The 21,017-nt window shown below is 69.2% G+C and carries 21 protein-coding genes and 1 tRNA gene; 14 read left to right on the top strand and 8 right to left on the bottom strand.

From position 1 onward, the window contains the following. The first annotated feature begins 43 nt into the window (after nucleotides 1-43). The 3 genes from EXE51_RS13330 to EXE51_RS13340 all read left to right on the top strand — a co-directional run bounded on the left by EXE51_RS13330 (nucleotide 44) and on the right by EXE51_RS13340 (nucleotide 1,516). Nucleotides 44-961 (top strand): hypothetical protein, encoded by a 918-nt coding sequence (locus tag EXE51_RS13330; protein ID WP_137692835.1) that lies wholly within the window; start codon nucleotides 44-46, stop codon nucleotides 959-961. Between the two features lie 154 nt (nucleotides 962-1,115). Further along, the gene (locus EXE51_RS13335) at nucleotides 1,116-1,391 is read left to right on the top strand and encodes a twin-arginine translocase TatA/TatE family subunit (RefSeq protein WP_049929478.1); all 276 of its coding nucleotides are present in this window, start codon (nucleotides 1,116-1,118) and stop codon (nucleotides 1,389-1,391) included. A gap of 52 nt (nucleotides 1,392-1,443) precedes the next feature. Further along, nucleotides 1,444-1,516: transfer RNA gene (locus EXE51_RS13340), tRNA-Arg, on the top strand. Between the two features lie 163 nt (nucleotides 1,517-1,679). On the opposite strand, the gene EXE51_RS13345 is transcribed toward EXE51_RS13340, so the two are convergent. Continuing rightward, nucleotides 1,680-2,378, bottom strand: coding sequence for a DUF1405 domain-containing protein (locus EXE51_RS13345; protein ID WP_049929479.1), 699 nt, complete (start codon nucleotides 2,376-2,378; stop codon nucleotides 1,680-1,682). A gap of 108 nt (nucleotides 2,379-2,486) precedes the next feature. Between EXE51_RS13345 and EXE51_RS13350 the strand changes: the two genes are divergently transcribed. The 7 genes from EXE51_RS13350 to EXE51_RS13380 are packed head-to-tail and all read left to right on the top strand — an operon-like array spanning nucleotide 2,487 to nucleotide 11,676. After that, on the top strand, nucleotides 2,487-6,272 hold the full coding sequence (locus EXE51_RS13350; protein WP_137692836.1) for an ATPase, T2SS/T4P/T4SS family: 3,786 nt from the start codon (nucleotides 2,487-2,489) through the stop codon (nucleotides 6,270-6,272). 27 nt (nucleotides 6,273-6,299) lie between these two features. Further along, on the top strand, nucleotides 6,300-8,336 hold the full coding sequence (locus EXE51_RS13355) for a type II secretion system F family protein (protein ID WP_086220380.1): 2,037 nt from the start codon (nucleotides 6,300-6,302) through the stop codon (nucleotides 8,334-8,336). Continuing rightward, the gene (locus EXE51_RS13360) at nucleotides 8,326-8,853 is read left to right on the top strand and encodes a hypothetical protein (protein ID WP_089307617.1); all 528 of its coding nucleotides are present in this window, start codon (nucleotides 8,326-8,328) and stop codon (nucleotides 8,851-8,853) included. Before EXE51_RS13355 ends, EXE51_RS13360 begins: the two co-directional genes overlap by 11 nt. Nucleotide 8,854: 1 nt before the next feature. After that, nucleotides 8,855-9,466 carry a hypothetical protein gene (locus EXE51_RS13365; protein WP_089307618.1) on the top strand — a complete coding sequence of 204 codons (612 nt, stop codon included), beginning with the start codon at nucleotides 8,855-8,857 and terminating at the stop codon, nucleotides 9,464-9,466. Further along, nucleotides 9,454-10,440, top strand: coding sequence for a hypothetical protein (locus EXE51_RS13370; protein WP_094494738.1), 987 nt, complete (start codon nucleotides 9,454-9,456; stop codon nucleotides 10,438-10,440). Before EXE51_RS13365 ends, EXE51_RS13370 begins: the two co-directional genes overlap by 13 nt. Further along, nucleotides 10,433-10,918 carry a hypothetical protein gene (locus tag EXE51_RS13375; RefSeq protein WP_094494749.1) on the top strand — a complete coding sequence of 162 codons (486 nt, stop codon included), beginning with the start codon at nucleotides 10,433-10,435 and terminating at the stop codon, nucleotides 10,916-10,918. Before EXE51_RS13370 ends, EXE51_RS13375 begins: the two co-directional genes overlap by 8 nt. Continuing rightward, nucleotides 10,915-11,676: a hypothetical protein gene (locus EXE51_RS13380; RefSeq protein WP_089307620.1), complete on the top strand. Its 762-nt coding sequence runs from the start codon at nucleotides 10,915-10,917 to the stop codon at nucleotides 11,674-11,676. The genes EXE51_RS13375 and EXE51_RS13380 overlap by 4 nt, the downstream gene beginning before the upstream one ends. A gap of 36 nt (nucleotides 11,677-11,712) precedes the next feature. Here EXE51_RS13380 and EXE51_RS13385 read toward each other — a convergent pair whose 3' ends face one another. Beyond that, a complete protein-coding gene (locus EXE51_RS13385; RefSeq protein ID WP_137692837.1) occupies nucleotides 11,713-13,542 on the bottom strand; it encodes a hypothetical protein in 1,830 nt (609 codons plus the stop codon). Nucleotides 13,543-13,696: 154 nt separating this feature from the next. Between EXE51_RS13385 and EXE51_RS13390 the strand changes: the two genes are divergently transcribed. From EXE51_RS13390 to EXE51_RS13400, 3 genes are all read left to right on the top strand, one after another. Then, entirely contained in the window at nucleotides 13,697-14,491 is a 795-nt protein-coding gene (locus EXE51_RS13390) for an alanyl-tRNA editing protein (protein WP_137692838.1), read from the top strand. A 123-nt stretch (nucleotides 14,492-14,614) separates the two neighbouring features. Beyond that, nucleotides 14,615-14,935 carry a transcription factor S gene (locus EXE51_RS13395; RefSeq protein ID WP_049929490.1) on the top strand — a complete coding sequence of 107 codons (321 nt, stop codon included), beginning with the start codon at nucleotides 14,615-14,617 and terminating at the stop codon, nucleotides 14,933-14,935. A gap of 71 nt (nucleotides 14,936-15,006) precedes the next feature. Further along, on the top strand, nucleotides 15,007-15,537 hold the full coding sequence (locus EXE51_RS13400; protein WP_137692839.1) for a hypothetical protein: 531 nt from the start codon (nucleotides 15,007-15,009) through the stop codon (nucleotides 15,535-15,537). Between the two features lie 7 nt (nucleotides 15,538-15,544). Here EXE51_RS13400 and EXE51_RS13405 read toward each other — a convergent pair whose 3' ends face one another. The 4 genes from EXE51_RS13405 to EXE51_RS13415 form a co-directional block, all read right to left on the bottom strand. After that, the gene (locus tag EXE51_RS13405; protein ID WP_094519395.1) at nucleotides 15,545-16,132 is read right to left on the bottom strand and encodes a hypothetical protein; all 588 of its coding nucleotides are present in this window, start codon (nucleotides 16,130-16,132) and stop codon (nucleotides 15,545-15,547) included. Between the two features lie 47 nt (nucleotides 16,133-16,179). Next, nucleotides 16,180-16,560 (bottom strand): methylglyoxal synthase, encoded by a 381-nt coding sequence (locus EXE51_RS13410; RefSeq protein WP_049929493.1) that lies wholly within the window; start codon nucleotides 16,558-16,560, stop codon nucleotides 16,180-16,182. Between the two features lie 118 nt (nucleotides 16,561-16,678). Further along, complete coding sequence (locus EXE51_RS17550; protein ID WP_155120023.1) at nucleotides 16,679-16,855, bottom strand: hypothetical protein; 177 nt, start codon at nucleotides 16,853-16,855, stop codon at nucleotides 16,679-16,681. A 67-nt stretch (nucleotides 16,856-16,922) separates the two neighbouring features. Beyond that, a complete protein-coding gene (locus EXE51_RS13415) occupies nucleotides 16,923-18,848 on the bottom strand; it encodes a beta-CASP ribonuclease aCPSF1 (RefSeq protein WP_049929494.1) in 1,926 nt (641 codons plus the stop codon). 221 nt (nucleotides 18,849-19,069) lie between these two features. Here EXE51_RS13415 and EXE51_RS13420 point away from each other — a divergent pair, with 221 nt between their 5' ends. Continuing rightward, nucleotides 19,070-19,585: a hypothetical protein gene (locus tag EXE51_RS13420; protein WP_086219613.1), complete on the top strand. Its 516-nt coding sequence runs from the start codon at nucleotides 19,070-19,072 to the stop codon at nucleotides 19,583-19,585. Between the two features lie 34 nt (nucleotides 19,586-19,619). On the opposite strand, the gene EXE51_RS13425 is transcribed toward EXE51_RS13420, so the two are convergent. Further along, the gene (locus EXE51_RS13425; protein WP_241990635.1) at nucleotides 19,620-20,459 is read right to left on the bottom strand and encodes an SDR family oxidoreductase; all 840 of its coding nucleotides are present in this window, start codon (nucleotides 20,457-20,459) and stop codon (nucleotides 19,620-19,622) included. Between the two features lie 72 nt (nucleotides 20,460-20,531). Then, nucleotides 20,532-21,008: a GNAT family N-acetyltransferase gene (locus EXE51_RS13430; RefSeq protein ID WP_049929498.1), complete on the bottom strand. Its 477-nt coding sequence runs from the start codon at nucleotides 21,006-21,008 to the stop codon at nucleotides 20,532-20,534. Nucleotides 21,009-21,017 lie beyond the last annotated feature (9 nt).

Genomic DNA, 21,017 nt, shown 5'->3' on the forward strand with positions numbered 1-21,017 from the left:
AGCCGGGGGGAGAATTAAGTGTACCACCGACGCAGGACAGGTGATGTCCGGCCCTCCACGCCGCCTCTCACGTCGAACGGTGGCACTGCTCACGGCGACCGCATCGCTGACGACGCTGTCGGGCTGTTTCACGGACGACAGCGGAGACGCCCCCCGCGCGGAGACGGTGCTCAGGCTCGACGAGGCCTCGCTGGTCGGCGTCTCAAACGAGTTTAGCACCCCAGTCGACTTCGTCGGACACGCGGGACGGACGGCCGTCCGGACCGCGATCGACGGCGGAGAAGGGACCGTCGACGGGTACTACGGGCCCGGCGTCTCGGCACCGTACGTCGTCACCGACGGCCCCGAGTACTACCGGATCGAAACCGAGACGGTCGATTCCGTCGCGGCACCGGGCTACGCGTACACGGTGGAGGTCGACGCCGTCGACTCCTTCTTCCTCGGTCCCCCGTCGAGCGTCCCCTTCGCGGATCTCCCGGACCACGACCGGGACACGGTCCTCGACGCGCTCGGGGACGCGTCGCTCGTCCACGCCCCGCACTACCCGCCATTCGGGGTCAAGTTCGCGTACGCGTCCGCCGAGCGGCGAGAGCGCTCGCTGTTCGTCCCCGGGAACGACGACCAGCGGGTCGAGTGGGACGGCGAGCTGCTGCGGTTCGCGTTCGACGGGGAGCGGTCGGTCGAGGTGCGGACCGTCGCCGTCCGCGCCGACCGCGTCGCCTCGTCGCAGCGCGACTTCCGCCGGGCCGTCGGCGAGGAGCGCGGCCGATCGATCGACGACCCGACCGCGGACCAACGCGCGGTCCTCGACGCGGCGATCGACTCGGAGCACGCGGAGGCCCCGCCGCACTCCGACGCGTTCGCGGCCGTCATCGACGCGATCGCGACGGAGGAGGGCGTCGCTCCGCTCGTCCGCTACGACGGCGACTGGTACTTCGCACGGCTCGCGCGTTCCGACTGATTCGGTCCTCCCGGGTGCTGACGACAGATCTCAGCCATTCGCTTACCGAGCGGCGGCGCCGTTCGCTCGCGTTCGCTGCGGCCGTGCGCGGCGCCCGCGCCGACCCGATAAGGCAAAAAGACTATAGTCGCCACAGGGCTAGAGCGGAGTAGAGATGATAAGTGCGATTCCACTGATCGGCGGCATTCCGGCGGGCCCGGAGCTCCTCATCATCCTGCTCGTTCTGGTCCTGCTGTTCGGGGCGAACAAGATCCCGAAGCTCGCGCGGTCGACCGGCCAGGCGATGGGCGAGTTCCGGAAGGGGCGCGAACAGGTCGAAGAGGAGCTGAAAGACATGCAAGATGGCGAGCAGGCGGACTCGACGCTCGACGACGAGGACGACGAGTTCGACGACCTCGAGACCGAGACCGACAAAGAAACCAGCGCGTAAGTCGTCCCCGACGCCGACCGATCACCGCGGTCCCGTTTTCTCCTCCCGTCTTGGGCGCGTGGCCTAGCGGACAGGGCGAGAGGTTCCTAACCTCTCGATCGCGGGTTCGAATCCCGTCGCGCCCGTTCCTTCGCCTCGCTCGGCTACGGGCGCGACTGGCTCCACGCTTGCCCACTGCGTTCGCTCGCGTGGATCCCGCCGCGCCCTTTCGTACCGCTTGCGCTCGGATCAGCGTATCCTGTTTGTGATTTAACACCGTGTAGGGGATCTACCGTTTCAGACGATGTACTACGCCGGTCCCTTACCCACCCGACAGAACGAGCGCGCCGCGAGCGTGACGGCACCGACCGCGATTGCGAGCGTCGCGGCGGTGAGGCCCGGGCCGGGCTCGTACAACAGGGGCGGGTGATATCCGAGTCCGTAGTCGACGACGGCGTTCGCGACGCCGAGCCCCAGCGCGGTCGCGAGCGCCCCGCGGGTCGTGCGGCCGAACGCAGGGAACAGGAGCGCGAGCCCGACGAACAACAGGTGCGTCCCGATCACGCCCCAGTAGTAGATCAGCGCGTCGGGCGCGGAGACGTACTGACCGACTGCGAGGTTGAGCGACACCAGCGGCCAGAGCCCGAACTGGACCAGCCAGACGAACGCGACCGTGTGGAGGTACGCGAGTCCGCGAGAGGTGGGCGCGTCCGCGGTGACGCTGCCGCCGCGTCGGACGGTCGGGACGACGCTGGCGAGGACGCCGCCGCCGAGCGCGACCGCGACCGCGGAGTCCGCGTACAGCGGCCAGAGGACGACCGGCACCTCGTCCGCGGTCGGCGCGTAGTACCCGACTCCCACCGCGAACATGAACGCGGTAAACGCGCAGACGACGGCGAGGCTCCGCGGGGTTCCGAGCAGTTCCTCGGCGATCGCCGCCCGGACGCGCCGCCTGACCGCGCGCTGACGCAGTCGGCGGAGTCGCGGGAACCTGTCGGAGCGTGACACGACGGAGGGTCGGCGCGCGGGGGACTAAAATCCGCCCGTCCGCGGTCGATTATCAATCGCGGTGTTTTGCGAGACACCTTTTTCAACGGACCGCGCGTTCCCGGAACTATGAGCGACGAGGATGTCGAACGATCCGCCCTCCAATCCGACACCGGGGGCGGTCGATCGGCGTCCGACGGGTCCGGGTCAGCCGATTCGGACGCGGACCCTGCCGAACCGGAGACGCGAGGCGCTGAGGAGGTATCGACGGACGAGACGGGCGAGGCGGACGAAACAGACGAAACGGACGACCGAGCGTTCGAGAACGTGATTTTCGAGGAGGGGGACGGACCGAACGACTGCTCGCCGGTCGTCACCGACCGGTACACGTGGCGGACGCTACTCGCTGATCGCGGGGACGAGGACGCAGCGGCGCGGGTGTACGCGGACGTGCCGGACGCGCCGGTAGTCCCGGCGGACGCCGTCGCCCTCCACCTGCCGGACGGCGTCGACGGGGTTATCCGAACCGCCGGGGTCGACGAGCCGTTCGCGGCGGACGGCGAGACGGCCGTTCCCGGACACGGCACTCCGGATCGAGGGACGCTCGTCGTCGGTCCCGACGCGGTCGTTCTTACCGGTGCCGCCGTCGTGCCGACCGGCGATCGGCGGGTGACCCCGCCCGCAGCCGCCGCGGGTGAGGACGAGACCGAAGGCGAGAGAGACGGTGCCAACGGCGACGGGAGGGGCGGCGACGGCACCGACGACGCAGAAAGAGAGGGGGTCGATGCCGACGCCGACCCGGACGACGCGACGTTCTCCTTCGAGGACGAACGCGACGGCGTGGAGGCGACATCGAGTCCCGGTGCCGAGACCGCAGCGGCCGCGGAACCGATCCCACGAACCGTCTTCGACCGGTCGGTCGGTCGCGAGGGCGTCTCCGGCGTCGTCGTTGCGCATGGAGCCGATGTCGAGTCGGTCCCGTCCCGCCCGCCGACCCCCGAGGAGTGGGACCGAGTCGCGTTCGATCCGGCGACGCTGCTCGGCTTCGACCCGAGTGAGACGGACTACCGCTTCCGCGCCGCCGCGGCGGTCGGCGACGCCCTCTGGGACCTGTGCGCGGCCCGTTACGACCCCTACTCCGTCCCCGTGTTGAAAGGGTACTACACCTGGGACGACTACCGCGAGGAGTTCTTCCTCGACGAGGACGGGAACCGGCCGACCGAGGAGAACGAGGAGGGAGAAGACGAGCCGCTGTCGTTCACCCACGAGGACAAGACGGAGGCCTTGGGTTTCGACCCCGACCGCACGGAGGAGCTACTCGGCGCGGGCGGCGAGGCCGCGGCCGACCTCGCGGACCTCGTCGACGAGCGCACCGTCGACGTCAACCCGGATCTCGACGAGGACGCCTTCTTCTCGACCGACGGGGGTCACACCACCCTGACGAACCGGTACGACCTGGAGAAGGCGGTGCCGATGCAGAAGAAGACGCACTTCCGCGAGGAGGAGCGCTACTGGGTGAACAAGCCGTACGCGTTCGTCATCGTCTTCCGGTCGCGGAAGGAGAACGAGGCGAAGTACTACGTCGTCCAGCCGTACCGGACCGAGATCGAGGCGGACCTCACGGAGTTCCTCACCGGCAAGCTCCGGACCTCGATCAAGTACGCCGACGAGTCGATCGCCGGCGGCGACGAGTCGTTCCGCGAGGAGGTGATAGTCGAGGAGGCGCGCACGCTGCTCGACCGCTACGGGCTCTACGAGGACGAAGGCGACGAGCGGGGGATCGCGGACACGCTGGTCGACCGGTTCGGCATCGACCCGACAGAGGGGATCGCCGGGCGGATCGCGGAGTCACTAGGGTACGAGCCCCCGGTCGAGTCGCCGGCGAACCCGCCGGAGATCAGCGCCCGCCCCGAGCCGGCCGTCCTCGCGGAGGACGCCCGGACCCTCTCGGCGCACCAGGTCGAGAAGCTGTTGTACTACCTCAAGCGGGACTTCGTCGGCTACGAGCGCATCGACCCGATCAAGTACGACATCAACGTCGAGGACATCTCCTGTGACGGTTACAACTCCCCCGTCTTCGTCTACCACTCCGAGTACGAGCAGATCATCTCGAACGTCCACCACGGCACCGACGAGCTGGACGACTTCGTGGTGAAGCTCGCCCAGCGGTCAGGAAAGGGGATCTCGAAGCGCCGGCCACAGGTAGACGCCACCCTCCCGGACGGCTCGCGCGCGCAGCTCACGCTCGGGAGCGAAGTCTCCGACCACGGGACCAACTACACGATCCGCCAGTTCAACGACGTCCCGTTCACCCCGATCGACCTGATCAACTGGAAGACCTTCTCGCTCGACGAGATGGCGTTCCTCTGGCTCTCGATCGAGAACCACAAGAGCCTGATCTTCGCCGGCGGTACCGCCTCCGGGAAGACGACGAGTCTGAACGCCGTCTCCCTCTTTATCCCCTCGAACGCGAAGATCGTCTCCATCGAGGACACTCGCGAGGTAGAGCTCCCCCAGCGCAACTGGATCGCCTCCGTCACCCGTCCCTCCTTCTCCGACGACGACAAGGGCGACATCGACGAGTTCGACCTGCTGGAGGCCGCGCTCCGGCAGCGACCGGACTACATCGTGATGGGCGAGATCCGCGGCGAAGAGGGGCGGACCGCCTTCCAGGTGATGTCCACGGGGCACACCACCTACACGACGTTCCACGCCGACTCCGTGGGCGAGGTGCTCAAGCGGTTCACCACCGACCCGATCAACGTCTCGAAGACGATGTTCACGGCGCTGGACCTGGTCTCCATCCAGACCTCCACCCGCGTTCAGGGCAAGAAGGTGCGCCGGAACAAGTCGATCACCGAGATCAACCACTACGACGCCGAAAACGACGAGATCAACGTCCAAGACGTGTTCCAGTGGCAGGCAGAGACGGACGAGTTCCTCCAGATGGGCGACTCGAACACGCTCGAAGACATCATGTTCGACCGCGGTTGGAGTCGGGCGATGCTAGACGAGGAGCTTCGCAAACGTCGGGTCGTGTTGGCGTACCTCATCGACCGCGGACTCAACAGCTACGCGCAGGTGGCGGCGACGTTTCAGGCGTTCATCAACGACCCGGAGACGGTGCTGGCGCTGATGGCCAACGACGAGCTGGAGCGGTCGCTGGAGGACCTCCGCGAGATGGAGTCGGTGCTCATCAACGTCGACCGCGAGAAGGAGAAGCTGGTCCCCCGTCCGACGCCGGACGCGGCCGGCGAGAAGGAGGCCGCGGAGATACTCGACGCGGCCGAGGACCTGTTCGAGACCTATCGGGGCGACGTGCCGGACTCCGTCGCGGACGCGCTCCTCGAGATGGACCACGCCCGCGACATCGAGGCAGAGTCGACGGGCGACCGCGAGGCGCTCGCCGAGGCGGCCACGGAGGCGACCGCGGCCGACGGAGCGCCGAGCGGCTCGGACTCGGGCCGAAGCGATCCCGTGGAGACGGACCCCGACCCCGCCGCCGACTCCTCGCCGGAGCCGCCTACCGACCCGAGTCACGCCGATTTCGAACGGACTCCAGAAGCGAGCGCCGCTCCCGCCGACGACGGCTCCGGCGCGCCGGGGGACATCGACTTCGGCGAGCCGTTCGATGACGGGGTCGACGTACTCTCGGCCCCGTCGGCGCGGTCCGAGGGGGACGCGTCGGCCGACGTGGGCGAGGGGTTCAGCGCCGCCGACCCCGAAACGGACGAGACCGCCGACGCGGAGGCCGACGGCGGCGCGGTCGGTTCCGGCGGCGAGGCGGACTCCGATGACCGTGAGTCGGAGTCCGACGACGCGGAGAGCGCCTCGACCGACGACGCCGACGGCGCGGCGACCGACGACATCGACGACTGGGGGTTCGGCGCCGTCGAGCCCGCGGAGGAGGGGTAGCGCCGTGTCCGTCGCGAGGGCCGAGCCGTGAGCCTCGACGTGGACGCGGGCGACGGCGGCGTGGACGCGAACGTGCTCGCAGAGCTGTGTTACCCGATATTCGAGCTGCTGTTCGACGCCGACGGCGACTTCGTCGCGGACGTGGAGCGCAAGCTGGCGGAGGCGCGGATGCCGGACCAGGTCGAGATGTACGTCTCGCTGGCGCTGGCCGTCGGCCTCCTCGTCGGCGGGGCGCTCTGGGCGCTCGGCACGCTGGTCGGCTACGGCGTGTTCTCGCTCGGGCTGATCGATCCGGAGGCGCTCTCGCTCGGGATCCCCGCGCCGACGCCGGGCGTTCAGGCGACGCTGCGCTCGCTCGTCGTGCCGACGGCCGTGCTTCTCAGCGGGCTCGTCTTCGGCTCGATCGGCTTCGCGGTGGGATTCGGGGGACTCGTCGCGGTCCCGTACTCGCGGGCCTCCTCGCGGAAGCGCGAGATCAACCTCCTGCTCGCGGACTCGGTGTCGTTCATGTACGCGCTATCGGTCGGCGGGCTCAACCAGCTCGAGATCCTCCGCGCGATGGCGACCGCCGAGGACACCTACGGGGAGGTGTCCCGCGAGTTCCAGAGCATCGTCAACGAGACGGAGTACTTCGGGACCGACTACCGAAACGCGATCCGCCAGCAGTCGCTGGAGACCCCCTCCGACGAGCTCTCGCAGTTCCTCGCCGACATGCTCTCTATCGTCAACTCCGGCGGCGACATGGAGGGCTTCCTGAAGGACAAAAAGGAGAAACACCTCCGCACGTCGAAACAGGAGCGCGAGATGACCTTAGAGACACTGGAGCTGTTCGGCGAGATGTACATGACGCTCTCCCTGTTCCCGCTCCTCCTCATCATCATCCTCGTCATCATGGGGATGATGGGCGAGGCCGACGACCGGCTCCTGTACGTCACGGTGTACCTGCTCATCCCGCTCGTCGGCGTCGGCTTCCTCGTCTTGGTCTCGACGGTGAAACAGGACGACCCGGGCGACGGTTACCTCCAGCCCGACGGCGGGAGCGAGCGGCTCCGGCAGACGAGTCGGGAGGGGCTGCTCCACTTCGGGCTCGTGGAGTCGTTCGTCGGGAGCTTCGGGGTCTTCGACCGCATCCGCGACCGCGAGGGGACCCACAAGACGAGGGAGATCCTCTCGGCGCCGCACATCTTTCTGCGCGAGAACCCGCTGTACACCCTCGCGTTGACCGTGCCGGCGGCGCTCGCATTGGTCGGCGTCGCGGTCGCCGCCGGCTCGGCGCCGACGACGGTCGACGGTTGGATCGCCCGGCCGGTGTGGTCGGCGTTCGTCTGGCTCTACGTGCCCGCCTACGTCGTGATGATCCCGCTCGGGGTATTCTACGAGTGGCACCAGCGCTCGCGGCGGGCGGTGACCGGGAAGCTCTCGGAGACGCTCCGGAAGCTCTCTTCCGCGAACGACACCGGGCAGACGCTGCTCGAATCCGTGCGCACGGTCTCGGACACGTCGACCGGGAAGCTCGCGGAGGAGTTCGAGGTGATCCACGCGAAGGTGAACTACGGTATGAGCCTGCGCGACGCCTTAGTGGAGTTCAACAACTCGTACGCGGTGCCCCGACTCGCCCGGACGGTGAAGCTGATCGCCGAGGCGCAGGAGGCCTCCTCGCAGATCACGGACGTGCTGACGACGGCCGCGCAGGCCTCGGAGAACCAGGACGATATCGAGCGCGAGCGCAAGTCGCGCACCCGGATGCAGGTGGCGATCATCGTGATGACGTACATCACCCTGCTCGGCGTGATGGCCATTCTCCAGACCCAGTTCATCGACGTGATGGGCGATCTGGTCTCCCAGAGCGACGGCGGCGGGAGCGCCGGCGGGGCGGGGTTCGGCGGCGGCGGCGGCGTCGACCCGGACGTGCTCTCGATGCTCTTCTTCCACGCGGTGACGATCCAGGCGATCCTCTCGGGGTTCATCAGCGGCTACATCCGCGACGCGGAGCTCGTCTCCGGCGTCAAGTACGCCGTGGTCCTGATGACGCTGGCGCTGGGGGTGTGGATCTATGTCGGATGACCGCGCGCAGACGGTCCTCGACTTCGTCGTCGGGATGTCGGTGTTCCTCGTCGCGGTCGGGTTCACGTTCGCGTTCGTCCCGTCGCTTCTGGAGCCGTACGCCGTCGGTGAGGGCGCGACCGTCATCGTCGCCGAGCGCGGCGCCGCGCGGCTCGCGGAGTCGTCGCTCGTCGGCGCCGGGTCGACGGCGACGCTGTCGCACGCCTGTACGGTCGCGTTCTTCAACGGGACGGACCCGGCGACGGCGGCGGATACGTTCGGCTGCGACTGGACGGCGAACGCGGACGACCTCCACGCCGAACTCGGCGTCGACGAGGTCCGCGGGCTCAACCTCACCGTGACGCGGAACGGGACCGTGGAGTCGATCGGATCGGGCGCCGCGAGCGCCCACATGCGCGCCGGCCCCGCGCCGCCGCGGGGCGAGAGCGTCTCCGCCGCGAGCCGTATCGTCGCCATTGACGACCCCAACGATCCGGAGGGGGCGCAGACCTACCGGCTCACGCTCCGGGTTTGGTGAGATGTTCGTTGAACACTTCCCGGACGACCGCGGGCAGGCCCATACGCTGGAGGCGTTCACGGCGGCGCTGCTGTTGGTCACCGGCCTCATCTTCGCGACGCAGGCGACCGCCGTCACGCCGCTGTCGGCGAGCACGTCGAACCAGCACGTCGAGAACCAGGCGTCGATCGCCGCTCAGGACCTGTTGGCGACGACCGAGGAGAGCGGGAACCTGACGGCCGCGCTGCTCTACTACGACAACGGGAGCTTCGTCGGCGGGGGCGACGACGGTATCTACGCGGGCGTGCCGCCGGAGACGCACCCGCTCCACGACCCGCTGACGGAGGCGTTCGGCGAGCGCCAGGTCGCGTTCGACATCGACGTGTACTATCCAGCAGACGGCGGCAACAGGACGACGGACGTCGAGATGGTCGACATGGGGTCGCCGACCGACAACGCGGCGACGGCCAGCATCCGCGTGGCGCTGTACGGCGACGATCGGTTCGGCGCCGACGACCAGTACGAACTCGCGAAGAACGGCTCCAACGAGGGGTACTTCGCCGCCCCGGCGGACGGGACCGGTGAGGTCCTGTACACGGTCGTGGAGGTGCGAATCACCGCATGGCAGATGTGAGTCTCTTCCGCCGCGACGGCCGCGAGGACGCCGACAGCGTCGAGGACCGGGCGCAGATCATCCTCATCACGGGGCTGACGCTCGCGGTCCTGTTCGTCGCCGTCGTCCTCCTGTTGAACACCGTCATCTACACCGAGAACCTCGCGACCCGTGGCGCCGACGCCGGCGGCGCGGAGGCGATCGAGTTCCGCGACGGGGTCACCGAGGATCTCATCGAGATCATGCACCGCGAGCACCGCAACGCGAGCGCCGGCGACGTTGGCGACGAGTTCGACGCGCGCGTCGCGACGTATGCCCGAACGGTCGCCGACCTCCGCGCCCGTGACGGGGTGATAGCCGACGTGACCGTCACGGGCACGAAACCCGGTACCCTGATTTTTCAGAACGAAACGAGCACCGGACTCCGCAACATGACTAACCGCAGCGGGACGACCCCGGACTGGACCGTCGCCAGCGACGTCAACCAAACCCGAGACTACCAGTTGACGGTTGACTCGACGCGCGTCTCGAACGACGAGTCCGGCGCGTTCGCGGTCGTGACCGAGCGGCCCGGCGCGAACTGGTCGGTGACGCTGTCGAACGACGCGCCCGACGCCATCAACGTCACGGTGAGCAACGGGACCGGCAACGGCACCACAAGCGTCTCGAAGCGGTTCCCGCACGAAACGGGGGCGAACGTCACGATCGACCTGACCGCCGGGACGGTCGACGGCGATCGATTCTCCCAACTCGTCTGGGCCGAGGGGGTACAGAACGGGAACGATACCTATGACATCCGATACCGGAACGGCGACGAAGCGTTCGGAACGTACAGCTTCGTCATCGACGACCCCGACGACACGGCCTCGGACTGGTCCTCGCGGCCGTACGTCGCCGACGCGCTCTACAGGGTCGACGTCGAGATCCGTCACCGGACGCCCGAATTGACCTACGGCGAGGAGGTCCGGCTCGCGCCGGGTGAGCGCGATGCGTGAGGGCCCGGGCGGGACGGACCGCGCCGTGTCCGTCACCGTCGGATACGTCATGACGCTCGCCATATCGACGCTGCTGCTCTCGGGCCTGTTCGTCGCGGGCGGCTCGTTCGTCGAGACGCAGCGCGAGCGCGCGGCGCAGGGCGAACTCACGGTCGTCGGCGAGCGAGTCGCGGCCGACTTGGGCACCGTCGACCGGCTCGCGGCGAGCGCGTCGGCCCGGGGAGAACTCACGGTCAACCGATCGCTGACGCTTCCCGACAGGGCGGCCGGCACCGTCTATCGGATACGCGTGCGCGCCGGCGACACCCGGGGGACGCTCGCGCTCGAAAGCGACCGCACCGACGCGACCGTCGAGGTCCCGTTCCGCACGAGCGATACCGTCGACGTCCGGAACACGACCGTCGCCGGCGGCGATCTCCGCATCTGGTGGGACCCAGCCGGCGGCGACAACGGCGAAGTGGTGGTGAGCGAGCGATGACGGGGGCAGATCGCGGGGCGGCCTTCCTGACCGCCGACCGCGGCGTCAGCGAGACCGTCGGGTTCGTGCTTGTGTTCGCGCTGATCACGTCCACCATCGCCGTCACGTTCACCGTCGGCCTCGGGGGGCTGGAGGACGCCCAGCTCGCGGAGCGCGACGACAACGTCGAGCGCGCGTTCGACGTCCTCCACGACAACTTCAACGACATCGGCCGGGACGGCGTACCGAGCCGGGCGACCGAACTCCGGCTCGGCGGTGGGCGGCTCGCGTTCGACCGGGTCTCAGAGTTCCGGCTCAACGACACCGGCACGGAGACGGCGATAGTCGAGGGCGGATCGATCACGTACTACGGTGCCGGCGACACCCGGATCGTCTACGAGAACGGCGCGGTCTTCCGGATGGAGGGCAACGACGGCGTGATGGTTAAGGAACCGGACCTGCTTGTCGGGGACACGATTGTCTACTCGCTGTACGGGCTCAGCCCCCCGGCGGAGTCGGTGAGCGGCGACCGGACGGTCCTCGTCGTCGCCGAACGCACGGACCGCGAGGTGGCGATAGACGATCGGACCGCCGACCAGAACGTCACGCTCGCTATCAACTCCACGCAGGCGACGGTCTGGAAGCGGTACTACGACGGCTTCGACGGGGTGACGACGAACATGAGCGGCCCCGCAGACCTCACCGTGACGTTCGCGGCAGACGACTACGATCGGTTCGTCGTTCACCGAACGACCGCCCGCGTCGAGTTCTCCGACTGACCGGGCGTTGAGCGCGCCGGACAGCGGTCGCGGGACTCAGCCGGACTCGACGACCACGCCGTGCCTGGAGACGTGGAGGTAGCTCACGACGGGGACCGTCTCCCCGTTGAACGGTCGCCGCGTGCGCAGCGCCTCGTCGTAGTGGATCTCGATGTAGCCATCCTCGAAGGAGAACCGCCTAAAGGTGAACGAACCGTTGATTTCCATCCGGTCTTTCAGCGTCACTTCGCTTTGCGGGGCGTAGAAGACGCCGGTGAACCGGATACGCTCGGCGTCGTTTTGGCCGCCCTCCATGTCGACATCGTCCCCGCTCGAATACAGCCAGAGGTTGCTCGCCACGTCGCGGTCGGCGGCGATGTTCACGCTCCCGGTCAGATCGATCCTGCCGGTGTTGTGGATGTCGATCCGGGTGTCGTTTACCGTCGTCACCGCGGCCGTGTCCCGAAGGCTGATCGAGTCGTCGACGTACAGCGTCGCTCGACCGTTCCCGGCGGCCCTGATCGTGTTGTTTCCGCTGAGGTCGACCGCTTCGTCCACCAAGACGGTGATGTTCCCGCTCGACGTGTCGAGCTCGATCCGGCTCTCTGACCCGTCGCCGGTCAGCTCCCCGGCGACGTGGAGCGTCGCGCCGTCGGTGACGCTGAGCGTCGCCCGATCGGAGAGGGAGACGTCGCCGTCGACGTACGTGGTCTCGTCTATCACCGCCGTCTCGTCGCCGGACAGATCGATGCCGGTCGACTGTTTCGGCGCGGTGTCAGCGAGGCTTCGGTTTCGCACGCCGGCGATGCGCTGTCTGATCCCGCCTTCGACCGGCGCGAGCTCGTCGAACGCCGTCTCCGTACTTTTATTGGTAACGTTCAGCTTGTCAGACTGACCGGGCGGGATGTTGAACGACTCGGCCGTGAGGTTCCCGCGAATCTTGATCCTCTCCGTGTTCCCGCCACCCCCCCTCGTGAGCGCGAATTCGCCGCGGGTCTGGACGCTCGCGTTCTCGCCGGGCGGCTGGGAGCTGTAGGTCCCGTTCGTCGAGTTGTAGCTGTCGGCGTAGAACCAGTCGATGTCGCCCATCCGGAGCTCCGCACGCCCCGTCGCCGAGACGCTCGCGCTGAGCGTCGGGTGGACGGTCGCCGTCCGCAGCTCGATCCGCACCCGGTCGTCCGTGAGATCAGTCACCGACGCGCTCGTCCGCGACTCGAAGAACCGACCCCACGCGTCGGCGTACTCGCTTTGAACCGTGATCTCGACGGTCACGTTGCTGTCGGCGAGCGGGTTCCCGTAGTCGGCGTTCGGGAACACCGGCCGGGCGTCGGTCGCGCTCTCGCTGATCTGAACCGTCTCGCTCAGCCCCGCCGAACCCTTCTCGATCGTCACCAGTGGGAGCGTGAGCGTCTCCGGCCCGTCGGTTCCGCGGTAGTGGAACTCGGGCGGCGACACCATCTCGGAGCGGCCACCGGTCGAGCGCCACACGCCGCCGCCCTGGTACGCGACGGTCTCGCCGCCGCGCTCGTAGACGATCGCGCCGAGCGACGTCCGGTTGGTGTACGTCCCGTTCGCCCCGCCGCTCACCTCGATCTCTAACCACCCTGCGTCCTCGTCGACGCGGAGGTCCGCGCCCCGGCCGACATCCACCCGTGCGCGCTGCGACGGCGACCCGCCGTGCGCGACGAGGCTCGCCTTGGAGTCTAACTGCGTCATCGCGCCCTCGACGCGCTGGAGGTCTGCGGTCTGTTGGGAGTCGTCGAGCGCGGCGCCGCCGAGCGCGACCGTGGTGCCGACGACCGCGACGGTCAGTCCCAACAGCAACACGGTGCCGAGCACCTCGCTCTGCGCGCGCTCGGCCGCTGCGCCGCCCGCTCCCCCGTTCATACTCGGCCCTCGCACTCGCGCACGCATAAGCGTGGACTCTCGGCTATCAGTCTCGATAGCCGAGACGGGGGCGTCCGCGGACGCCCCGCGGTCCCGCTCGGTGGCCGCCGCGGAGAGCCGTGGATATATCTCGGCGGCGACCCTTCCTGTATCCGTGACCGAGCGACTCTACCTCGCGGACGACGCGGTGACGACGTTCGAGGCGACCGTCGAGCGCGTCCTCTCGGACCCGGCCCGGATCGTCCTCGACCGGACCCACTTCTACCCGACCGGCGGCGGGCAACCGCACGACACCGGGACGATCCGGGCGACCGACGGCGACGGGGACGCTCCATGGCGCGTCGTCGACACCGAGATGGCGGACACGGTCCACCACGAGGTCGAACCGACCGGAGACGCTGGTAGTTCGGACGAGGCACCCGCGCTCCCGGAGCCGGGAACCGACGTAATCTGCGAGATCGACGCCGACCGCCGCGTGGCGCACTCGCGGTACCACACCGCACAGCACCTGCTGTCGGCGCTGCTGCTCGACGAGTTCGACGCGCAGACGACCGGGAACCAGCTGTACGCCGACCGGGCGCGTCTCGACGCGGCCTACGAGCGGTTCACCGACGACGACCTCGACCGGATCGAGGCGCGGCTCAACGAGCTCGTCGCCGACGCGCGACCGGTGTCGAGCTACACGATGGACCGCGAGACCGCGGAGGCGACGCTCGACACCGACCGGACGCGGATCGACCTCCTCCCCGACTCGATCGAGGAGCTCCGGATCGTCGAGATAGCTGGCGCGGACGAGGGCGACGAGCCGTACGACCGCACCGCCTGCGCGGGGACGCACGTCGCGAACACGTCCGACATCGGCGAGGTCGTCGTCACCGGTCGAGAGACGAAGGGGCCCGAGGAGGAGCGCGTCCGCTTCGCGCTCGCCGAACACGTCGACGTGGAATGACGGGGGAGACGCCGGCGGCCCGGTCGGCGTCCGCCCGCGACTCTCCCCGGCGCTCGCCAACGCCTCCACCCGGCGTCCGTCTGCGATCCCGCCGTTTATATACGATCCGCGGTAGGTTCGGGCATGAAGTTCTGCGACGAGTGCGGATCCATGATGAAATCCGGCGCGGGCGAGGACCACTGGGTGTGCGACTCCTGCGGGTACGAGATCGGGCGCGAGGACGGCGACGACGAGTGGACGACCCAGTCGCAGGTCGAGTCCGAGATCGTCGACGTGAGCGACGCCGAGGACAAGGGGCTCCCGACGACGACCGCGCAGTGTCCCGAGTGCGACAACGATCAGGCGTACTGGTACATGCAGCAGATCCGCGCGGCCGACGAGTCGGAGACCCGGTTCTTCGTCTGTACCGAGTGCGAACACAAGTGGCGCGAAGACGACCACTGACCGGCTCTTCGACCCTCTGACCGCCTCCCGCTGCCCGTCCGTTTTATTCCCGTCCGGAGAGATACGAGTCCATGGAGCCACCGGTCGTCCCCCGCGACCGCCTCGACGGCTGGACGCTCGTCGCGGAGACGACGGAGCGCCCCTTCGAGGCGGGACCGGTCTCGGTCACCGCGGGCACGGCGCGCTACGAGCGCGAGACCCCGCCGCCGCGGCCGTTCTTCTTCGCGAGTCGACTCCGCGTCTCGCCGGAGACCGGACCGAACCCGGCGCTCACGCGGCTCGTCGAGTCGCGGGCCCGCGAGGGGTTCCGCGACCGCCTCGCCGAGCGGGACATCACCGGCCTCGCGCGGCGCGACGAGCGACGCATCGATGTCGACGATCCGGACGCGTCGCGCGCGACGCTCACCGTGTCCCACGGGCGCTGCGAGGTCGACGGCGAACGCGTCTCGGTGGAGGCGCTGCTCGCGGTGTGGGAGGCCGGAGAGTACCTGCTGGCGGGCGGCGCGTACCCGAGCGGTGACGACTTCGAGGCGACCCGACGGGAGGTGTTGTCGCTCGTCCGCGGGGTTCGTCCCCCGGACGACGACGCGGTCGAGCGGTAGGGACCCGTCAGCAGTCGACCGCGCCGGCGCTCGAACCGATCGGCGATCCGTCGTCCTCGTAGTCGGCGTCGCCCACCGACCCGGTGAACATCGGGAACCGTAGCTCGTAGGTGTACAGCACGTCGAACGCCGCGAACGGGTCTCCGTCAGCGATCGCCTGCCGCGCGGTCAGTCGCACGCCCGCGGCGAGCGTCACGATCGGTTCGCCGCCGAGTCGCCCGACTGTCTCGACGCCGAACTCGTTGCCCGCGGCGGGGTCGGTGAGTACGGAGAGGTGGATCACCGTCTCCATCGTCGCGCTCCCCTCGTCGCCGCCGATCGCGATCGGGTACCCTGTTCCGGCGAAACACCGCGTGATCGGGCCGACCCGACTCCCGCTCGCGTTTGCTTCGGCGCCGACGGTCCCCGGACCGCCCGCGGCCCCCGCGACCGACGCGTGGGCGCCCGCCGCCGCCAAGCGAACGACCGTTTCCGACCCTGCGGCGTGCTCCGACACCGCGGGCTGGCCCGCGGCCGCGCCGGCGCCGACGGTCGCGAGGAGGAGCAGCAACGCGAACGCGAGGGCGCGGACGCGGGTTCCTGCGGGGCGAGTCATCTGTCGACCCTTGGTTCGGCCGGGTTAAATCTCCGCGGTCGGCGGTATCAGTCGAGAGAATCGCCGCCGAGCAGCCCGTCGACGAGCATCTCCGCGGACGCGACGTTCGTCGCCAGCGGTACGTCCTTCACGTCGCAGACCCGCAGCAGCGCCGAGATGTCCGGCTCGTGCGCCTGCGCGGTCAGCGGGTCGCGGAGGAAGACGACCCCGTCGATCTGGTCGCCCGCTATCATCCCGCCGATCTGGAGGTCGCCGCCGAAGGGACCGGAGGCCTGCCGGTTCACGGAGAGGCCCGTGGCCTCCGCGATCCGCTTTCCGGTCGTCCCGGTGGTCACCAGTTCGCACTCGCCGAGGGCGTCGGTGTGCGACTCGACGAACGCGACCATCTCGTCTTTCAGCTCGTCGTGAGCGATGAGCGCGAGGCGCATACAGGGGAGTCGCGGGGGCGTCGCTTAAGCGCTGGCCTCGTCGCCCGAACCGTCGCCGCCGCGGGCCGTCCCCGCCGCGGGCCGTCCGACCCGCGCCGGAGCGACCGAGCGTCACCGGCTACGCGCCGGCGACCGCCGGGACCGGCGCTCCGTCCGCGAGCGTCGTCCCCGACCACACCGGGACGAACTGCGGCATCGCGCCCGCGATCGTCACGCACACCCACGCGATCAACAGCAGGTGGACGAGACCGCCGAGTCCCGGCGCCGCGTCGATGTCGCCCGGAACTACTCCCATACGCGGGAGGCGGAGCGCGTCCGCCCTCCGGCTGTCCCCGAAGACGCTCGCGCCCCTCGCCGCGCGCCTACTTGAACCGGAACGTCTCCAGGTTCTTCGGCGCGAACGTCCGCATGTTGTAGTCGTGGTACAGCGACGAGGAGAGGTCCTGGACGGAACTCTCGTCGCCGTGGACGCACAGCACCTTCTCCGGGCGGGGGTTCATCGTCTTCACGAAGTTCTCTAACCCCTGCCGGTCGGCGTGGCCGGAGAAGCCGTCGACGACCTCGGTGCCCATCTCCAGCGTGAGCGTGTCGCCGCGGCTCCCGCCGCCCCAGCCGTCGACCGGGATCTCGTCCCAGCCGTTCTGGATCCGGCGCCCGAGCGTTCCCTGCGCCTGGTAGCCGACGAAGACGAGGTTCGAGTCCGGGTCGGGGCCGATGTGGCGGAGCCACGACATGATGGGCCCGCCCTCGATCATCCCCGAGGTGGAGATGACGATACACTCGTCCCCGTCGGCGACCTCCTGCCGCTCCTCCTCACCAGCGTCGATGTGGTTGAACTGGTCGGCGAGGAACGGGTTCTCGTCCTCGTGGAAGATGCGGTCTCGGAGGTCGTCGCGGAGGTACTCGGGGTAGGTGGTGTGGATCGCGGTCGCCTCCCAGATCATCCCGTCGAGGTGGACGGGCATCTCGGGGATCTCACCCTCGCGCATCGCCTCCTCTAAGACGAGCATGATCTCCTGTGAGCGCCCGACCGCGAAGGCGGGGATGACGACCTTCCCGCCCTGCTCGTACGTCTCGTTGATGACCTCCTTGAGCGCCTCCTCGGAGTCCTCCTGGTCGGTCTGGTAGTCGTTGCGGCCGCCGTAGGTGGACTCAAGCACGAGCGTCTCCACGCGTGGGAAATCGTTGACCGCGCCGTTGAACAGGCGGGTATCCTCGTAGTGGATGTCGCCCGAGAACGCGACGTTGTAGAGGCCGTCGCCGATGTGGAAGTGGGTGACCGCGCTGCCGAGGATGTGGCCCGCGTTGTGGAACGTGAGCTTCACGTCCGGGGCGACATCCGTCACGTCGCCGTACTCCAGCGGGATGGTGTGTTTGATCGCGTCGCGGACCTGTGCGGACTCGTACGGCGGCGTCCGCCCGTCCTTCGCGGCGACGTCGAGGTAATCGAGCGTGAGCAGCCCCATCAGGTCGCGGGTCGGCTCCGTCGTGTAGATGGGGCCGTCGTAGCCGTACTTGAACAGGAGCGGGACCAGCGCGGAGTGGTCGAGGTGGGCGTGGGTCAGGATGACCGCGTCGAGGGTCGCCGCGCCCGCGCCGAGCGCCTCGGGCACTTGGAGGTACGGCACCTCGCCCTCCGCGCCGGGCTTGTCGCCGCAATCGATGAGGATCCGGGTCTCGGGCGTCGAAAGGATGAATGCCGCCCGGCCGACCTCGCGGCAGCAGCCGAGCGTCGTGATCCGGACCCACTCGTCGTCGGACATCTCCTCGCGGTGGATCTGCCGGCCGACCCGTTCGAGGATGTCGCGGCGCTCCTCGCGCTCGTTCTTCAGGAAGCCGCGGACGTTCGAGACGGTCGAGGACTCTATCGGCGGCGTCCGAACGACCTCTGGGGTCCACCCAACCTCCTGGGTGATCTCGCGGAGCGTCGAGCCCCGGCGGCCGATCACCATGCCGGGCTTCTCGGCCTCGATGACGACCTCGCCGGTGTCCTCGTGGAAGTCGAGGTCTGTCACGCCGGCCTCTTCCGGGATCACGTCCCGGACCTCGTCTTCTGCCCGCGCCGGCGGCGAGAGGGCGCTCGGGTCCGGGCGGACCGTGATCCGCTTTCGGAGCTTCGAGGCCAGCCGTCGGATCAGGTCGCCGTCGCCGGCGAACCGCTTGGGGTCGCGCGTGTACACGACCAGCTCCGGTCCCTCGTATTTCACGTCGGTGACCGTGATGTCGTTCGGAATCTCCTGTTCGATCTCTGATTTCAACGTATCGAGTTGCTTGTCGACTTGACTCATATCTCACTGCGGGTCGTCGGGGCCGCCGTCGTCGAATCGCGCCGCGGGTCGCGCCGCGACACGCCGCCGATCGGTCGACCGTGACGGGTAGGCATAGTGGAAGTACTGTCCGTAGTGTTCCGTGCGGGAACAGCCAGCGAAAACCCGCTTGTCTCAGGCTACTGCCCCGCCGTTATAAAAGCCTTCGCAAAGGGCAAGCCCCGGGCGGCCGAACGCCGCCCATGCGCGTCACGCCGCAGACGGTCCGCGACGAACACGCCTGGGTCCGCGACCGCGCCGACGTCGTCGTCCCGGTCCTCAACGACACCCGCGACCGCCTCGGTCGACGGTTCGAGACGACGGTGGACGAGGTGGCGCCAGACGCCTACCGCCGCGAGGTCGACGCCGTCTTCGCCGACGGCGAGGTCGCGGTCAACGTCGCGGCCTGCGTCGGGCTCCTCCGCGACCTCGACGTGGCGGGCGACTACCCGGGCTTCGTCGTCGACGAGGTCCTCGGGCGCGAGCTGGCGGCGACGATCGCCGGCGGCCGTCCCCTCTCGCTGCTCGCGCAGGCGACGTTCCACGTCGCGGACACGCACGTGGACCGCGACGCGGCGGCCGAGGCGGACGGGGCCGGCGCCGGAACGGCCGGCGCCGACGACCTCGACGCCGCGCTCGCGGCGGGGTTCCAGACGCGGCTCCCCGGCTGGAACTGGCGGGAGGGGGAGAGCCCGTTCGCGGTCGACGCGGACGGGTGACCCGCCGCCGCCGCTCGACCGGAGCGCGCCCGCGCTACGAGGTGAAGCTCCGAATGAACCCGTAGGCCTTGTCGATCAGGGCGTCGGGGAGGAACCGCGCGAGGACGCCGACGCTCGCGACGGTGCCCGGCTGGACCCGCGTGGGCGGCTGCGTCGCGCTCGCGGCGTCGTAGATGGCGTTCGCGACGAGTTCCGGCTCGACCGAGCCGGGGCCGTCGCCGCCGATCAGCTGCGCGTCCTCGAACATCGCGTAGAACTCGTCGTACGCCTCGGTCCGCTCGATCCCCTCGCGCTCCTCGGGGTCGGCTTCCGACTCCGCGCGCTTCGAGAAGTTCGTCCGCACGGGCCCCGGCTCGACGACGACCACGTCGATGCCGAGGTCGTCGACCTCGTTGCGGAGCGCGTCCGACATCGCCTCCAGGGCGAACTTCGACCCGCAGTACACGCCGCCGCCGGGGATCGACACCCGCCCCGCGACGGAGGAGACGTTGACGATGGTCCCGTCGCGCTCGCGGCGCATCGACGGGAGGACCGCCCGGATCAGTCGGTGCGGCCCGTACACGTTCACGTCGAACTGCTCGTGGACCCGCTCCGTGGTCACGTCCTCGACCGGGCCGAACTGGCCGTAGCCGGCGTTGTTGATCAGGGCGTCGATCGCGCCCTCCTCGTCTAAGATCCGCTCGACCACGCGGTCGATGTCGTCCTGATCGGTGACGTCGAGCGTGGCGAGCTCGCAGCCCGCCTCGCCGAGCGCTTCGATGTCCGCCGGGTTCCGCGCGGTGGCGTACACGGTCCATCCCTCGTCGAGGAACGCGTGCGCCGCGGCGCGACCGATGCCCGAGGAACAGCCGGTGATGAGTGCCGTCTTCTGCACGCGTTTCCGGTCTGTCTCCGACGCAATAACTCTCCCGACGCGGGCGCGGCCGACCCGCCGCGTCCCGGTCGGCTACAGCTCCTCGGTCCGGATCCCCATCGCCTTCGACGCCGGCGCGGTCCGCTCGAACCCCCACCGCTCGTAGAATCCGTCGACGTCCGCGAAGCGGTTGACGTACGCGCCGTCGGGGGCGTTCGCGCGGAGCCACGCGACGAGCGCGCCGACCATCGCCGTCCCGATCCCCCGGCCCTGATGCGGCGGCGCGACCGCCGTGTCCGAGAGGTGGAACACCGACCCGCCGTCGCCGACGAGCCGCGCCATTCCGACCGTCGACCCGGACGCCGTCTCGACGACGTGGACGCCGAACGTCGTGTTCGGGAGCCCGCGCTCGACGGCCTCCCGGGACCGGTCTGTCATGCCCGCCTCCCGCCGGAGCCGGCGGAACGCCTCGACGGAGGGGGTCGTCTCGCGGAGCTCGTACCCGTCCGAAAGCGGTGACTCGCCGAGTCCCCGGTCGGCGTCGGCAACATCGACCGCGTCGTCGCTCATGTGTCGGCG

The sequence above is a fragment of the Halorubrum sp. CGM5_25_10-8B genome, from assembly GCF_005435095.1.
GTDB lineage: Archaea > Halobacteriota > Halobacteria > Halobacteriales > Haloferacaceae > Halorubrum > Halorubrum ezzemoulense.

Bases quoted from the DNA above. Each gene is read 5' to 3' on its own strand.
- EXE51_RS13410 (WP_049929493.1), bottom strand. From the start codon at position 16,560: ATGCGCCTCGCGCTCATCGCTCACGACGAGCTGAAAGACGAGATGGTC.
- EXE51_RS13420 (WP_086219613.1), top strand. From the start codon at position 19,070: ATGCGCGTCACGCCGCAGACGGTCCGCGACGAACACGCCTGGGTCCGC.
- EXE51_RS13415 (WP_049929494.1), bottom strand. From the start codon at position 18,848: ATGAGTCAAGTCGACAAGCAACTCGATACGTTGAAATCAGAGATCGAA.
- EXE51_RS13430 (WP_049929498.1), bottom strand. From the start codon at position 21,008: ATGAGCGACGACGCGGTCGATGTTGCCGACGCCGACCGGGGACTCGGC.
- EXE51_RS17550 (WP_155120023.1), bottom strand. From the start codon at position 16,855: ATGGGAGTAGTTCCGGGCGACATCGACGCGGCGCCGGGACTCGGCGGT.
- EXE51_RS13330 (WP_137692835.1), top strand. From the start codon at position 44: ATGTCCGGCCCTCCACGCCGCCTCTCACGTCGAACGGTGGCACTGCTC.
- EXE51_RS13350 (WP_137692836.1), top strand. From the start codon at position 2,487: ATGAGCGACGAGGATGTCGAACGATCCGCCCTCCAATCCGACACCGGG.
- EXE51_RS13395 (WP_049929490.1), top strand. From the start codon at position 14,615: ATGAAGTTCTGCGACGAGTGCGGATCCATGATGAAATCCGGCGCGGGC.
- EXE51_RS13335 (WP_049929478.1), top strand. From the start codon at position 1,116: ATGATAAGTGCGATTCCACTGATCGGCGGCATTCCGGCGGGCCCGGAG.
- EXE51_RS13375 (WP_094494749.1), top strand. From the start codon at position 10,433: ATGCGTGAGGGCCCGGGCGGGACGGACCGCGCCGTGTCCGTCACCGTC.
- EXE51_RS13405 (WP_094519395.1), bottom strand. From the start codon at position 16,132: ATGACTCGCCCCGCAGGAACCCGCGTCCGCGCCCTCGCGTTCGCGTTG.
- EXE51_RS13400 (WP_137692839.1), top strand. From the start codon at position 15,007: ATGGAGCCACCGGTCGTCCCCCGCGACCGCCTCGACGGCTGGACGCTC.
- EXE51_RS13370 (WP_094494738.1), top strand. From the start codon at position 9,454: ATGGCAGATGTGAGTCTCTTCCGCCGCGACGGCCGCGAGGACGCCGAC.
- EXE51_RS13360 (WP_089307617.1), top strand. From the start codon at position 8,326: ATGTCGGATGACCGCGCGCAGACGGTCCTCGACTTCGTCGTCGGGATG.
- EXE51_RS13380 (WP_089307620.1), top strand. From the start codon at position 10,915: ATGACGGGGGCAGATCGCGGGGCGGCCTTCCTGACCGCCGACCGCGGC.
- EXE51_RS13365 (WP_089307618.1), top strand. From the start codon at position 8,855: ATGTTCGTTGAACACTTCCCGGACGACCGCGGGCAGGCCCATACGCTG.
- EXE51_RS13385 (WP_137692837.1), bottom strand. From the start codon at position 13,542: ATGAACGGGGGAGCGGGCGGCGCAGCGGCCGAGCGCGCGCAGAGCGAG.